Origin of the sequence: Pandoraea sp. LA3, assembly GCF_022696215.1 — a bacterium.
Lineage (GTDB): Bacteria > Pseudomonadota > Gammaproteobacteria > Burkholderiales > Burkholderiaceae > Pandoraea > Pandoraea capi.
Genome location: NZ_PTPY01000030.1, coordinates 220,286 through 234,057, shown reverse-complemented (window position 1 = coordinate 234,057; position 13,772 = coordinate 220,286). Strand labels below are relative to the sequence as shown.

Here is a 13,772-nt window from a genome sequence, read left to right as displayed (position 1 = left end):
TTCGACAGCCGCGACATCTCCCCGCAAAGCCCCTGCCGGGCAGCCGGGTATCCGGCCGACCTGTTACGCCAGCCACGCCATGAATCCCCAATCGAACGCCCGCGAGCCGCACTCTCCCCATCCCGCCATGGGTCCGAACCTCGTCAGCCAGCCCGTGCATCTGATGCCGATGCAGCGCGGCGGCGTGGCCCTCACGCCGTTGCAGGAACGCCTGCGCCGTGAAATGCGCGGCGACGTGCTCTTCGATCGCGCGAGCCGTGGCCGCTATGCGACGGACGCATCGATCTATCAGATTTTCCCCATCGGGGTCGTGGTGCCGCGCGATCAGGAGGACTTGATCCGCGCCCTCGACATCGCACGCGACCAGCACGTGCCGGTGCTCGCGCGCGGCGCGGGCACGAGCCAGTGCGGCCAGACCATCGGCGAAGCGCTCGTCATCGACAACAGCAAGTGGCTGAACCGTGTGGTGGCGTTCGATGCCGAGGCGCGTACCGTGACCGTCGAACCGGGCATCGTGCTGGATCACCTGAATGCGTGGCTCAAGCCGCACGGGCTGTGGTTTCCGGTCGACGTGTCGACGGCAGCGCAGTGCACCATCGGCGGCATGACGGGTAACAACTCGTGCGGTTCGCGCTCCATCGAATACGGCAACATGGTGCACAACGTGCTGTCCATCGATGCCGTGCTCGCGGACGGTGCGCAACTGCATTTCGGCTCGTTGCACACGCCCCCGACGGATGCCCGCACGAAGGCGCTGCTCGCCAGCGTTCACGAGATCGCCGTGCGTGAGCAGGCGGAACTGCGCGAGCGTGTGCCGCGCGTGTTGCGTCGTGTGGCGGGTTACAACCTCGATCTGTTCGATTGCCTCAACCCGCGCGCGTACACCGACGACGGCGTGGCCAATCTCTCGCATCTGCTGGTCGGCTCGGAAGGCACGCTCGCGTACAGCCGTCAGATCACGCTCAGGCTCGCGCCGCTGCCGCAGCACAAGACGCTCGGGGTCGTGAACTTCCCGACGTTCTATCAGGCAATGGATCTCACGCAGCACATCGTGAAGCTCGGACCGGTGGCGGTGGAACTGGTCGACCGCACGATGATCGATCTGGCGATGGATAACGCAGCGTTCCGGCCCGTGATCGAAAAGGCGCTCACGGGGGATCCGCAGGCGATTCTGCTGGTGGAGTTTGCGGGCGACGATCCTGCGGTGTTGCGTGCGAAGCTCGACGACCTCGCCACCCTGATGGCCGATCTCGGACTGCCCGACAGCGTGGTGAAGATGCCGGACGCCGGGCCGCAAAAGGCGCTGTGGGAAGTGCGCAAGGCGGGGCTGAACATCATGATGAGCATGAAGGGCGACGGCAAGCCGGTGTCCTTCATCGAAGACTGCGCGGTGCCGCTGGAGCATCTGGCGGAGTACACGCGCCGGTTGACCGAGGTGTTCCATCGCAACGGTACGGAGGGCACCTGGTACGCCCACGCGAGTGTCGGCACGCTGCACGTGCGGCCGATTCTGGACATGCGTCGCGATGGCGCCGTGAAGATGCGCGAGATCGCCGAGGAAGCGGCGGCGCTTGTGCGCGAATACAAGGGTGCGTACTCGGGCGAGCACGGCGACGGATTGTGTCGCGGCGAATGGGTGGCATGGCAGTACGGGCCGCGCATCAATGCGGCGTTCGGAGAGATCAAGCAACTGTTCGATCCGGAGAACCGCTTCAATCCCGACAAGATGGTGCGCCCGCCGAAGATGGACACGCGCGAACTGTTCCGCTTCGCGCCGGGCTACGCGGCAAAGCCCCTCACACCGGCGCTCGACTGGACGGCGTGGAACGTCAAACGCGATGCCCTGACCGGCGAGCAGAGCGCGCCCGATACCGGCAGCGATGCGACGCACGGCCTGGCGTCCGCCGTGGAGATGTGCAACAACAACGGGCATTGCCGCAAGTTCGACGCGGGCACGATGTGCCCGAGCTATCGGGTCACACGCGACGAACAGCACGTCACGCGCGGCCGCGCGAATACGCTGCGTCTGGCGGTCTCCGGTCAGTTGGGCGAGGAGGGGCTCGCGAGCGACGACGTGAAGGCCGCGCTCGACCTGTGCGTGTCATGCAAGGGCTGCAAGCGCGATTGCCCGACGGGCATCGACATGGCGCGTTTCAAGATCGAGGCGCGTCATGCACGTGCCAGGCGACACGGCGTGTCGTTGCGCGACAAACTGATCGCGTATCTGCCGCGCTACGCCCCGTGGGCCAGTCGTGTGGGCGGGCTGCTGGATGCGGCGCAGCGTTTACCGGGCAGCAACGCGGCCAAGCGCTGGCTGGGGCTGGCGCTGGAGCGTTCGGTGCCCGCGCTGAAGGCGTCGTTTCTCGATCGGCAGCGCGCGCTGGGCGAGGCCGCGGTGGCGCACGGTGAGCGGCAGGTCTTGCTGTTCGTCGATACGTTCAATAACTATATGGAGCCCGAGAACGCGCTCGCCGCGAAACGGGTGCTCGAAGCGGCGGGGTACACCGTCCATGTCAATCGTCGCGCGGGCGAGCGGCCGCTGTGCTGCGGACGCACCTTCCTCGCGGCGGGGCTGGTGGACGAAGCGAAAGCCGAAGCCCGGCGCCTGCTCGATGCCGTGATGCCGTTCGTCGAGCGTGGCGTGCCGATCGTGGGGCTGGAGCCGTCTTGCCTGCTGTCGCTGCGTGACGAAGTGCTGGGGTATGGCTTCGGCGATGCGGCCCGCAAGTTGGCCGACAACGCGTTCCTGTTTGAGGAATTTCTGGTTCGCGAGAAGGCGGCGGGGCGGCTCGACGTCGCCTGGCAGTCGCTGCCGGATGGCGTGGGCGAAGCGCTGGTGCACGGTCACTGCCATCAGAAGGCGTTCGATGCCTACTCGCCTGTCACGGCGGTGCTTGGATGGGTGCCGGGGCTGAAGGTATCATCGATCGAATCGTCGTGCTGCGGCATGGCGGGCAGCTTCGGTTACGAGGCGGAGCATTACGACACGTCGCGCGCCATGTCGGAATTGACGCTGTTGCCGGCGATACGTCAGCGCAGCGACAACGCCATCGTGGTGGCAGACGGCACGAGTTGCCGACATCAGATTCACGACGGTGCGCAGGCGCAGGCGCAGGCGTTGCACGTCGCGCGCGTGCTGGCGCGTGCGTTGCCTGCTTCGCCGGTTGCCTCGTCCGTCTGATGGCCGACGTTTTGTGCGAATTTCTGCGAACGCCCTTCAAAGGATTGTGATGCCAGATTCAGTCAATACGGTTTCGACGTCTGCAAGCGCTGCGGCCGGTGGGATTGCCGTGCCGCCCGTGGCGCGCGTGGGCGATGCGCTTGCGCAGGTCGCCACGCCTTCGCTGTTGCTCGATCTCGACGCGTTCGATGCGAACGTCGCCCGCATGGCGAGTGCCGCGGCCGCGCGGGGGGTGGCGGTGCGCCCGCATGCGAAGGCGCACAAGTCCGTGACCATCGCGCGGAAACAACTGGCGGCAGGCGCCGTCGGTATCTGCTGCCAGAAGGTCACCGAGGCGATCCCGTTCGCCAACGCGGGTGTGGACAACATTCACATCAGCAACGAGTTCGTCGGCGAAGCGCGTGTGGCGCTGGCCGTGGCGATGGCCGCGCGTGTCTCGCTCTCCGTGTGTGTCGACGACGTGCGCCAGGTCGCCCCGCTCGGCAAAGCGGCGCAACGCGCCGGTGTACGGATTAGCGTGTTGCCCGAGGTGGACGTGGGGCAGGGGCGCTGCGGTGTCGATTCGACGGACGCCGTGGCGCAACTGGTCGACGCCATCGATCATTACGAAGGTTTGCGCTTCGGCGGATTGCAGGCGTATCACGGTAGTGCGCAGCACATCGACAGTTGGGACAAGCGTCGTGATACGGCGCGACTCGCCGCGGATCGGGCTTCGGCTTACGTGCGCTTTCTCGAAACGCGCGGCATTGCCTGCCCGGTCGTGACGGGCGGTGGCACGGGCACGGCCGAGTTCGATATCGAGAGCGGCGTCTACACCGAGATTCAGCCGGGATCGTATGTGTTTCTCGACGGGCACTACGGCTCGCTCGAATGGCGCGACGACTGGCGTTTCCGTCACGGGCTGTTTCTGGCGTCGACGGTGATGAGCACGGCGCGCGCCGGCATCATCGTGTGCGACGCGGGGCTCAAGAGCGTGGCGACCGATTCGGGGCTGCCGCGTTTCTGGTCGTCGCAGCAGGCGGGCAAGCCGCATTACCGGACGGCGTCGGACGAGCATGGCGTGCTTGAACTGGCGTCGCCGGACGAAGACAGCGCACCGTGGCTTGGCGAGCCGATTCTGCTGGTGCCGGGGCATTGCGATCCGACCGTCAACCTGTACGACCGGTATGTGGCTGTGCGGCATGGGAGGGTTGAAGGGCTGTGGCCCATCGAGTCGCGCGGTCTGAGTCAGTAAGCTTCCGGCGAACCGGCTGGCGCTGGCGAGATGGGCATGGGGTCATGACTGTGACATCTCGCTGCACCAAAATATTTCGGTGAGGGGCTTCCCAAGTTCGGAAAAGCACGCTATAGTCTCACTTCTTCGCCGTACGGGGGTATAGCTCAGCTGGGAGAGCGCTTGCATGGCATGCAAGAGGTCAGCGGTTCGATCCCGCTTACCTCCACCAAAACGGAAGACTTTAGGTCCCCTTCGTCTAGAGGCCTAGGACATCACCCTTTCACGGTGAGTACAGGGGTTCGAATCCCCTAGGGGACGCCAGATTTAGCGGCGTGATTCGCGGAAAGCTCCCGAAGCACGACGTACGATCGGTTGTCGAGAAACGCGCTTGGTTTAACCGCCAAGCGCGTTTTGTTTTTTGTGCGCCGACATTCACTGCATCGATTTACCGCATCGACTCACCGCACCGGTGCGCTGGCCGTCTTTCCAACGACCGTTCTCCACGGTCGCACGCGCCACGATTTCACAAGTCCATTCACCACGTACGGATCGGCTTTCGCAAACGCTTCGGCTACCGCTGGCGATTCTCCTTCGAAGAGCAGTGCCGCCGCGTCCACTGGCGATTCCAGCGCACCGGCGAGTAGCAGTTCACCGCGTTCAGTGGCAGCCCAGGCGAGCGCCAGATGGGCGTCGCGGTATTCGCCGCGACGCTCGAGGTAATCGTCGACGAGGTCGTAAGTCAGCAGGTAATGCATGTCGATATCTCCTGTCCGATGACATGTCGGCATGTCGCCGTCATCGATAAAAAGCCGAGGGCGGCACGCCGAAATGGCGTTTGAACATGGCGGCGAATGCGCTCTGGCTGGCGTAGCCATGGTCGAGCGCCACGTTCACGATTTTCTCCCCGCGCGCTAACGCTTCCAATGCTTGCAGCAGGCGCGCCTGCTGACGCCAGCGTCCGAACGTGAGTCCTGTTTCCGCAGAAAAGCGACGTTGAAACGTCTTCGCCGACAGACCGGCTTTCCCGGCCCAGTCGTCGATGGTCGCGTCTTCGCAGGGCGACTGCCTCAAGTGGTCGCACACGCGTAGCAAGCGTTTGTCCGTCGGCCACGGCAGGTACAGCGGCAGCACCGGCAGCGCAATCAGTTCGTCGAGCAACAGGCGCATGAGGCGGGCGTCGCGCGAATCCGGTGCATAGTCGGGCGGCACGGCGATGGCGGCCAGAATCAGCTCGCGCATGAGCGGCGTGATCTCCACGACGCAACTCGTGTCGGGCAACGGTTCGCTGCCGGGTTCGACGAATACCGTGCGGATCTTCACGGTGCCGCTCATCTGCACCGTATGTTCCAGCCCGGCGGCGAGCCACACGCCGCGCGTTGGCGGCACCACCCAGCGGCCCGAGGCCGACGCGATGATCATCACCCCTTCGATGGCGTATAGCAATTGCCCGCGCCGGTGCGAATGCGAGGCAATGAACTCGTTGTGCGCGTAATCGATCGCCATGGCCGCCATCGGCATGGGCGTACTTTCGAAGTGCAGATGACGCGTGACGCGGGGATCGGTAATCCGGCGGATGGTCGACACGGGATGTCCTTTTCAAGACAGGTTTCGTGATTTTAGCGTGAGACGGTCCGTGGCGGTATGCCTGACGATGGCGCTTCCTTTATCAAACCTGTGGGAATTCGTCATGGGGTACTTCCTGTATCCGCTGGGCGCCATGTTGTTATGGGCCGGCAATGTCATCGTCTCAAAGCTTTCCGCCACGACCATTGCGCCGTCGGCCATTACGTTCTACCGGCTGGTGCTGGCGCTAGCCGTCATGACGCCGTTCGTGATTCGTCCGCTCGCGCGCAACTGGCATCACGTGCGCCCGCAACTCGCCAAGCTCGGTTTCCTCGGCTTTCTGAGCATGTCGTTCTATCAGAGCCTGTCTTATCTCGCAGCGCACAGCACGACCGCGACCAACATGGCGATCGTGACGGCGCTCGCGCCGCTGCTCACGCTGCTGTGGAGCACCGTGCTGCTGCGCGAGCCGCCCACGCTCGGCATGCTCGTCGGCGGGTTGCTCTCGCTCGCGGGTCTCGTCTACCTGATCGGTCAAGGGCATCCGTCGCGGTTGCTCGATGGTGGCATGCATCTGGGCGACATCCTGATGCTGATCGCGTCGGCGTCGTATGGGTTGTACAGCGTGCTGCTGCGTCGCTGGCATGTCGCGGTGCCCCCGGCTCAGTCGACGTACGTGCAGGCCTGGGCGGCGCTCATCACGATGATTCCGATGCTGGCGATGGTGCCCGCCGGGCAGGCGCAACTGAACGCCGCGACGGTGCCGCTGGTGCTGTATGCGGGGTTGGGCGCGTCAATCGTGTTGCCGATCCTGTGGATTCAGGGCATCCGGCATCTGGGGCCGAACCGGTGCAGCATGTTCATCAATGTGCTGCCGGTGATGACGGCCGCGATTGCCGTGGTGCTGCTGGGGGAGCAACTGCACATGTTCCACGTGATCGGCGGGGGTGTGGCGCTCGTCGGCGTGTTCATCGCGCAGCGGTGGCAGCGCCCGCTGCCGGGTTTCGGCGGCGTGCCGGACGAGTCGGACGAAGTACCTGCCTGATCCTGACCTGCGCCGGATTCGACGCCGGCGCAAGCCGGCTTCGAGCCCCGCGTTGTATGTGGTGTGCGCAGGTTGCCGGGGGGCGCCTGCGCACACTGGGGCCCATCAGGGCAGGGAGAGAAGGGGGGGCGGACCTCAGACGTCGCGCACCGCGACCCCGTAAGTGCTCACTATGCGGCGATCCTGTTCCGCCGCGGAGAAGGCTTCCCACAGCAGACCATTACAGTCGGTGCTGCTCGAATATTCGGGGGCATCGTCGTCCTCAAAGCCAACGTGCCGCAACTCGCCGGCGCGCGACGGCGACAGATTGATCGAAAAATTCAGCAGATCGGTGCGCCACATGGCGTACGCGCCCGGCACGACGGCCGATGGCGCTTGCCCGAGACGGACGGAATAATCGGCGATGGACGCATCGAGGTCTCGCACGGCGAGCGCGATGTGAAAGCGTTTCATGGGGTCTCCTGACGTCGGATGTGATGGGATGTCGCCTGCGAAGGGGCGAAAACCATCATAGAGATCGTCAGAAAGGCCAGCCAGACGGTCGGTTATCCCGGTATCCGCAGTGATGGGATAAGTCGAGTCAGCGAGCGCTCACTGGGGCCGCTGAAAATCGTTCTCCACCCACGCGCGGGCGCTGTTACGCGAGAGCTTGAACGACGGCGGCACTTTCACCGACGCAATGGTCTCGCCGAACCGGTCGATGGCGCTGAGCATGGCGTACGGATCGTAGTCGTCGGGCACGATGTCCAGGGTGACGTCGATATCGCCGTCCGGCCCGTCGACGCTCACTCGCTTGTGCAACTGCGCGTGCAATTGCTGCTCGTGACGTCGCAACACTTCGGCAGCCGTTTTCACCAGCGTGTGGAAGGCGCCGACGTCGAGCGGTTTCGGATTCTTCTTGTCTCGCCCCATCGTCCAGGGGCCGACTAGTGCGGGCTCTGACTCACCATCCTTGAACATGGCCACGGCCCAGCCGTCGTCTTCCTCGTTCTTGACGACCTTCGCCGTCCATCCGTCATCGCGCCAGAGGCGATCTTCGTGGATGGCATCGGTGCTATTGGCGGTGTCGTCAGTCGTGGGGAGGTCGGCGGGAGAGGAAGTTGCGGTCACTGTCGGCGTTCGGGATGGGCGGATGAGAAGGTGCGGGCGGCAGGCCTCGACGAATACCGAAGCGTGCGCTTACCAAGATCGCGATTTTACCGTGTCCGGCGGATGTGCGGTCGCGTTCAGCGCATTGCGTAGAGACATCGGCATCCTGACGCGCAGGATGCCGTCCACAAGACGACCTTCCCGGACTCAGCCTTTCACCAGCCCGCCGTCGACGATCAGGTTCTGCCCCGTCACGGCGCGAGCCCACGGCGAGAGGAAATACAGCACCGCGTCGGCGAACTCCTCCGGCGTGGTGACGCGGCGCAGCGGCGTGAGTCCCGCGATCAGGTCGAACACCGCTTCCGGCGTGGCCGAACTGGCGTCGGTCACGCGCAACAGGCCGCCCGAGACCATGTTGACGGTGATGCCGTCGGGGCCAAGATCGTTGGAGGCGGTGCGCGTGAGCGCGAGCAGGGCGGCTTTGGCGGTCGTGTAATCGTGATACGGCACGACGGGGTTCTGGAACAAGTTAGTGCCCACGTTCACGATGCGGCCGAAGCCCGCTTCACGCATGCCGGGCAATGCGGCCTGCATGGTGTTGAGCGCACCCTTGACGGCGCCTTCGAGTTGCTGCGAGAAGCGCGACCACGAGATGTCCGCGAGCTTGGGCCGCGCGTCGCCATCGAAACGGAAGTCGGCCAGCGCGTTGTTCACGACCGAGACGATCGGGCTGCCGATGCGCTCACGGGCTTCGGCGAAAAGACGGGCGACGGCTTTCTCGTCGGTGACATCCGCCTGCAACGCGATGGCACGCTCGCCAAGCGACTCGGCCAACGTGCGTGCAGCCACATCGCTGCGCAGATAGTTGATGACCACGCCCGCGCCCTCACGCGCAACGGCCCGCGTAATCGCGGCGCCCAGCCCACGTGCCCCGCCGGTGACGAGTACCCACTGCGAATCCAGCTTCATGACGATCTTCCCTGACGTTGTTGCGCTTCGTTGCGCTTCGTTGCGCAGCTCATTGCGCTATTCACGGCACGAATCATCGCATGAATGGCCCCGCTATTCGTTAGCCGCCGCCAGCGCGACGAGCAGCACTATCGGCAACAGCACGCTCCAGAAGCCGGTGCCGTGATACGCAAAGCCGCCGAGAATGGCGCCCACGGCGAACGCCGCCAGCGCAGGGAGCATCTTGCGAAGACGAGCCTTTGCGGCGGTGCCGTCGCCGCAATTGCCACTGGCCAGCTCGACCATGTCGATCACGATCTGTGTGGTGTTGCCGGTCATGATGGTGGTCGGTGCGAGATCGGAGAGCACCAGACGTCCGATGGCGTTCTGGATGGCGAGGGCCGCCACACCGAACATGCCCGAGAGAATGGCGAGCGGGGCATCGGCCGAGATGATCGGCTGCGCGATCATGCCGATGATCATGAAGCCCAGCAGCAGCAACGTCTGCACGATGAGCAGCAAGCGTAACGGCCGTCGGTTGGTATTGGCAAAGCCCTGCACGACGAGCTTGACCATGGCGACGAAGATGACGAACACGGGCAGCGCCAGCAGCTTGGCAAGCACGCCGACGTGGGTGCTTGCCACGAGTTGCACGCCGATCATCACGAAGTTGCCCGTGACGTGCGCGGTGAACAGCCCGAACAGCGCGATGAAGCCGACCACGTCGATGTAACCGGCAACGAAGGCGAGTGTCATGCCGATGGCGGTCGGTTTGGAGAAGTGGCCGACCCATGTGCGGGCGAAGGTGGCGGCTTCGCTCGGCGAGGGGATATGGCGAGAGGTACCCATGGAGACTCCTGTGTCGGCATGTGACGGAGGCGGTGCGCAGGCTGATGAAGCATATCACCGGCTCGCGACGTCGCCCGTCGCGTGGACCCGCTATACTGCAACACGCCGACGGGACGATCTACCGTCCGAACGTCTTATTGCACCACCCTGCCTTCACCACATCGATGTGCTGCGCGACGACGGGTCGCCGCATCACACTGCGTGAAGGCTGTCACGCTCATCGACAGGAGACTTAGTATGAAAACCAGCGCACGCAATCAATTCACCGGTAAAGTCATTGCGCTGCAACGCGGCGCCGTGAACGACGAAGTCACGCTGCGCACCGACGCCGGTCAGGAAATCGTGGCGGTCATCACGCACGAGAGCACCGTGAATCTGGGGTTGAAGGAAGGCAGCGAAGCGGTGGCGCTGATCAAGGCATCGTCCGTGATCGTGATGGTCGACGCCGACGCAAGCAAGGTCTCCACGCGCAACGTGATTACCGGCAAGGTGTCGCGCGTCGAGACGGGCGCGGTGAACAGCGAAGTGGAAATCACCGCCGACAGCGGCGCCATCATCGCCGCCATCGTGACGAACGAAAGCGCGAAGCGTCTGGGCCTGAACGCCGGCCGCGCGGCGGCTGCGCTGGTCAAGGCGTCGAGCGTGATTCTCGCGGTGGCGTGAGCGACGGCGTCTCGATTTCGTCCTTGTTTCGTCGTTACCCTGCATTTTCACGATTCGAATATTCGGGACGTCAGTCGACGTCAATCGGCATTGGCTGACGTCCCGGGTTCGATCCTCGCACGATGACTCTCGATCTGGTGCCTTCGCATACGCGACAGGAAGCCACGCTGTTCGCCACGTTGCTCATGGCGAACGCGACCCCCGAGCGCGTGGCGCGCCTCGGGCTCTCGGGCGCCGCACTGACCCAACTGCTGCGACGCCATTTCTCACCGGTCTCCGAGCACTGGCAAGCCTGTGCTGCCGCGCTACCGACGCCCGCGTGGGCGTCGAACGCGATGTTCGTCGTCGAGATGCGGGAGATGCTGCGCCGTCGCGCCGATCCCATCCTGCACCCGATGGACGCCGCCGATATGGCGACGATTCTCGCGACGGCTTGCCTGCGCCCCGAGCATCTGTGGCGTGACCTCGGCCTGACCGGCCGCGACGACGTCACGGCGCTGCTCACTCACTTCTTCCCGTCGCTGGTGCTTGAGAATGCGGAGAACCTGCGCTGGAAGCGGTTTCTGGCGCAAGTGTGTGCGCAGGCGTATGGTCGTGCGCCGGCACCCGCACCGGGTTGCCCGGGATGCGAAGCGTATGGGGAGTGTTATGCCCATTTGCGTGAAGTCGTTGTGCTGAAGCCTGCGGCAAAGTGACCGCCTGAGACGCGCGCTTGTCACGCTCGCGCTCGTGAAACAGCGCGGTCACGAGGGACATCAGACTTTCCGCGTTGCGGCCAACGATCGCGGCCATGTCATCGTCGCGATCCACCGACGTCGATTCCTTCAATGCCTCCATGGTCTGTCTGAGGCGATAGGCCATATCGCCCTCGCCGTCGTTGCGATGCAGCCCGATGAGTTCGAGCGCTTCGAGCAGGGCGGGGGCCTCGCACAGATATTGCTGCTGCATGGTGAGCAGACTGTCCGCGTTGATGTCGACCGCTGGACCTGATCCGCTGGCAGCCGCAGATGCGGCCGCCTCATGCAGGCGTTTCACGCCGATTTCGCGGAACGCGTTGGCGACGTCGTGCCCGTCGTAACGCAGCGACAGCAAGAGGCGCGACATGTCCTCCATATCCAGCATCAACGGCATTTGGGAAGCCCATTGTGCGTTCGACGCGAACGCATGGTCTCCGATCTTGAAGGACAGGTGACTGTCTTTGTCGACGCACCATTGCAGTTGATGGAAATGCTGCGGCTCGACGTAGCGCGTCAAGCGGATGAAGGCGCTGAACTGCTCATGGGCGGTTTGTGCGTTCGCCATTTGAAAGATGGCGAGCTTGGCATCGACTTTATGGGTGCCGAAAAACCAGTCCTTGATGCGCCCCCAGAGGGTCGTGATCTCCGAATCGCTGCCGGCCGTCGCGCAGGCTTTGATGGTTTCGGCATCGAGGCTGCGGGGGCCGTGGCCAATCAGGCTGAGTGGCGTAGCTGACATATTGATTGCATCTCTCCATTTGTCGCGCGCTCAGCGAGCCGAAGTGACGTCGCGCGCGTAACGTCTCAATCGTTCAGTCCCGGTCTCTGATCGCCGCCGCGATGTTCATCAGTTGATGCGCGTGCAGGTAGCATCGGTTCGCGAGATAGGTGTCGTGTCGACGCTCGAGGACCATGCGTTGCACGGTGCTGGCAACGTCCAGCGCCAACTGACTGTCGTTGACTGCGCTGTCCAGCCCGAGGACGTGCAGGGCGTCGAGCAGGGCGGGAACCCCCATCGCCGCGCTGATGCAGACGCTGGAGTAAGCCGGATCGTCGGGGTGTCGCGCCAGCACGTTCAGCGGCAGACCGAATTGTTCGGATTCACTGAGCACGTCGTGATCGTTCAGCTTCAATGCGATCAACAGACGACAACTGTCGTCGAAACTGAGGGGTGCGGCCTGTTGCATGAATTCGGTCACGTCGCCTTTCATCGGGAACCGACGGTCACCGATCTGAAAGTCGAGCGCGTCGTCGGCCGACAGATTCCATCGCAGCAAATGGCTTTGCGCCGGCTCGATACAGGCCGCCAGTTGCGCGAACGCGCTGCATTGTTGCCTCGCAGTTTCGGCTGTGGCCAGCCGGAAGATGGCGCGTTTGGCGTCTTCGTTGTGCGTGCCGAGAAAGTAGTCCTTCACGCGGCCCCAGAAACTGTTGAGTTCGTCTGCGTGAAGGACACTTGCGCATCGCTTGATGGTTGCCGCGCTTAAGGTGCGGGAGGAGGTGCCGGTCGGCAGAAGGGAGGAAATCGAAATGGTCATGCCTGGATAATCAGTCAGCCCCGAAGGGGACCTTGAACGTGATGCGCGTGCGCCGGTGCGGGGCCTTCTTGAAGCCTCTCGCAGACCGGCGCTGCGGTATTTCATGAATCGACAAGTGTCGGCGAGTCGATCGGCAGGATGGCGATCGCTGCGGCCTGACGATCTTTATTGATCGCAATTGCGCTTTATCGATCGTCTTTCATGGCGGAGGCCAGTCGCACCAGATGCGCGGCGTTCTCCGCCATCGTTGCCGCAATCGAGCCGAGGCCGGTCTGTGCGAGTTGGTGCTCGGTTTCCTGCATGACTTCGAGCGCAAACTGGCCGCTGGCGTCGTCCTGATCCAGACCGAGGACCTGAAGCGTGTCGAGCAGCGCGGGGAAATGGCTGAACCGCGTCTGGAAATCCTTGATGAGGACCTGACGCATCGTGGCGCCGTACAGGTCGTTGTCCGTCGGGATATTGGAAAGCGGACTCAGGTCGAGTCCAAATTGCTGCGAACTCAACAGGACGTGGTGATCGTTGAGGTGGAGCGTATTGAGCAGGCGACAGCTCGCCGACGTCGTCATGGGGACGGTGCCTTTCATGAAGTCCCCGATATCGTCCGGTACCGGAAATCGGTGCTCGCCGATCTGAAAGCCCTGGAATTCGCTGACGTCGAGTTTCCATGCCAGCTTGTGCCGGTCGCCGGGCTCGACGTAATAGGTCAGGGCGTTGAAGGCGTCGAATTGTTCGCGCGTCGTTTTCGCGTGAGACAGATCGTAGAGCGCGGCTTCCGCTGCGCATTTGTGCGTGCCGAGAACGAAATCCTTGACCTCGCTCCAGACATTCTTGAGGTCCTTCTTGCTGGCGGCGTTGGTACAGCGCTGAATGGTGGCGTTGCTCAGCGAGCGCGTGAAATGACCTTCCAGTGCGATGGGCAGGAGCGAACTCATGAAGGCGTATC

Annotated in this window: 13 protein-coding genes and 2 tRNA genes; 7 read left to right on the top strand and 8 right to left on the bottom strand. The window is 63.8% G+C overall.

Translation table 11 applies throughout. The annotated features are described in order from the left end of the window. Window positions 1–79: 79 nt before the first annotated feature. The 4 genes from C5N93_RS11155 (at window position 80) to C5N93_RS11140 (ending at window position 4,718) form a co-directional block, all read left to right on the top strand. Window positions 80–3,181, top strand: a complete 3,102-nt coding sequence (locus tag C5N93_RS11155) for an FAD-binding and (Fe-S)-binding domain-containing protein (protein WP_242559310.1) — start codon at window positions 80–82, stop codon at window positions 3,179–3,181. Window positions 3,182–3,230: 49 nt separating this feature from the next. Next, window positions 3,231–4,415, top strand: a complete 1,185-nt coding sequence (locus C5N93_RS11150) for a DSD1 family PLP-dependent enzyme (protein ID WP_242559309.1) — start codon at window positions 3,231–3,233, stop codon at window positions 4,413–4,415. 135 nt (window positions 4,416–4,550) lie between these two features. Further along, window positions 4,551–4,626 (top strand) — tRNA-Ala (locus C5N93_RS11145). Between the two features lie 16 nt (window positions 4,627–4,642). After that, window positions 4,643–4,718, top strand: a tRNA-Glu gene (locus tag C5N93_RS11140). Between the two features lie 137 nt (window positions 4,719–4,855). Here the strand turns inward: C5N93_RS11140 and C5N93_RS11135 are convergent. Further along, window positions 4,856–5,152 carry a YciI-like protein gene (locus C5N93_RS11135; protein ID WP_242559308.1) on the bottom strand — a complete coding sequence of 99 codons (297 nt, stop codon included), beginning with the start codon at window positions 5,150–5,152 and terminating at the stop codon, window positions 4,856–4,858. 40 nt (window positions 5,153–5,192) lie between these two features. Then, the gene (locus tag C5N93_RS11130; RefSeq protein ID WP_069344026.1) at window positions 5,193–5,915 is read right to left on the bottom strand and encodes a helix-turn-helix transcriptional regulator; all 723 of its coding nucleotides are present in this window, start codon (window positions 5,913–5,915) and stop codon (window positions 5,193–5,195) included. A gap of 133 nt (window positions 5,916–6,048) precedes the next feature. On the opposite strand from C5N93_RS11130, the gene C5N93_RS11125 reads away from it, so the two are divergent. Further along, the gene (locus C5N93_RS11125; protein WP_242559307.1) at window positions 6,049–7,005 is read left to right on the top strand and encodes a DMT family transporter; all 957 of its coding nucleotides are present in this window, start codon (window positions 6,049–6,051) and stop codon (window positions 7,003–7,005) included. Window positions 7,006–7,140: 135 nt separating this feature from the next. Here C5N93_RS11125 and C5N93_RS11120 read toward each other — a convergent pair whose 3' ends face one another. The 4 genes from C5N93_RS11120 to C5N93_RS11105 all read right to left on the bottom strand — a co-directional run bounded on the left by C5N93_RS11120 (window position 7,141) and on the right by C5N93_RS11105 (window position 9,891). Further along, complete coding sequence (locus C5N93_RS11120; RefSeq protein WP_069343994.1) at window positions 7,141–7,458, bottom strand: hypothetical protein; 318 nt, start codon at window positions 7,456–7,458, stop codon at window positions 7,141–7,143. Window positions 7,459–7,596: 138 nt separating this feature from the next. Then, entirely contained in the window at window positions 7,597–8,115 is a 519-nt protein-coding gene (locus C5N93_RS11115; protein ID WP_069343995.1) for a hypothetical protein, read from the bottom strand. 186 nt (window positions 8,116–8,301) lie between these two features. After that, window positions 8,302–9,063 (bottom strand): 3-oxoacyl-ACP reductase, encoded by a 762-nt coding sequence (locus tag C5N93_RS11110; RefSeq protein ID WP_242559306.1) that lies wholly within the window; start codon window positions 9,061–9,063, stop codon window positions 8,302–8,304. Between the two features lie 93 nt (window positions 9,064–9,156). Further along, window positions 9,157–9,891 carry a YoaK family protein gene (locus C5N93_RS11105; protein ID WP_242559305.1) on the bottom strand — a complete coding sequence of 245 codons (735 nt, stop codon included), beginning with the start codon at window positions 9,889–9,891 and terminating at the stop codon, window positions 9,157–9,159. A 237-nt stretch (window positions 9,892–10,128) separates the two neighbouring features. Between C5N93_RS11105 and C5N93_RS11100 the strand changes: the two genes are divergently transcribed. After that, window positions 10,129–10,554 carry a TOBE domain-containing protein gene (locus C5N93_RS11100; protein WP_242559304.1) on the top strand — a complete coding sequence of 142 codons (426 nt, stop codon included), beginning with the start codon at window positions 10,129–10,131 and terminating at the stop codon, window positions 10,552–10,554. Window positions 10,555–10,676: 122 nt separating this feature from the next. Next, a complete protein-coding gene (locus C5N93_RS11095) occupies window positions 10,677–11,249 on the top strand; it encodes a nitrogen fixation protein NifQ (RefSeq protein ID WP_242559303.1) in 573 nt (190 codons plus the stop codon). Between the two features lie 854 nt (window positions 11,250–12,103). Here the strand turns inward: C5N93_RS11095 and C5N93_RS11090 are convergent. Both C5N93_RS11090 and C5N93_RS11085 read right to left on the bottom strand, forming a co-directional pair. Next, entirely contained in the window at window positions 12,104–12,934 is an 831-nt protein-coding gene (locus C5N93_RS11090) for a hypothetical protein (RefSeq protein ID WP_242559302.1), read from the bottom strand. An 80-nt stretch (window positions 12,935–13,014) separates the two neighbouring features. Continuing rightward, entirely contained in the window at window positions 13,015–13,761 is a 747-nt protein-coding gene (locus tag C5N93_RS11085) for a hypothetical protein (RefSeq protein WP_242559301.1), read from the bottom strand. Between the last annotated feature and the right edge of the window lie 11 nt (window positions 13,762–13,772).

Coding starts and splice junctions, on each gene's coding strand:
- C5N93_RS11095 (WP_242559303.1), top strand. CDS start 10,677: ATGACTCTCGATCTGGTGCCTTCGCATACGCGACAGGAAGCCACGCTG.
- C5N93_RS11085 (WP_242559301.1), bottom strand. CDS start 13,761: ATGAGTTCGCTCCTGCCCATCGCACTGGAAGGTCATTTCACGCGCTCG.
- C5N93_RS11150 (WP_242559309.1), top strand. CDS start 3,231: ATGCCAGATTCAGTCAATACGGTTTCGACGTCTGCAAGCGCTGCGGCC.
- C5N93_RS11135 (WP_242559308.1), bottom strand. CDS start 5,152: ATGCATTACCTGCTGACTTACGACCTCGTCGACGATTACCTCGAGCGT.
- C5N93_RS11125 (WP_242559307.1), top strand. CDS start 6,049: ATGGCGCTTCCTTTATCAAACCTGTGGGAATTCGTCATGGGGTACTTC.
- C5N93_RS11100 (WP_242559304.1), top strand. CDS start 10,129: ATGAAAACCAGCGCACGCAATCAATTCACCGGTAAAGTCATTGCGCTG.
- C5N93_RS11130 (WP_069344026.1), bottom strand. CDS start 5,915: ATGCCGATGGCGGCCATGGCGATCGATTACGCGCACAACGAGTTCATT.
- C5N93_RS11105 (WP_242559305.1), bottom strand. CDS start 9,891: ATGGGTACCTCTCGCCATATCCCCTCGCCGAGCGAAGCCGCCACCTTC.
- C5N93_RS11120 (WP_069343994.1), bottom strand. CDS start 7,458: ATGAAACGCTTTCACATCGCGCTCGCCGTGCGAGACCTCGATGCGTCC.
- C5N93_RS11090 (WP_242559302.1), bottom strand. CDS start 12,934: ATGAAATACCGCAGCGCCGGTCTGCGAGAGGCTTCAAGAAGGCCCCGC.
- C5N93_RS11110 (WP_242559306.1), bottom strand. CDS start 9,063: ATGAAGCTGGATTCGCAGTGGGTACTCGTCACCGGCGGGGCACGTGGG.
- C5N93_RS11155 (WP_242559310.1), top strand. CDS start 80: ATGAATCCCCAATCGAACGCCCGCGAGCCGCACTCTCCCCATCCCGCC.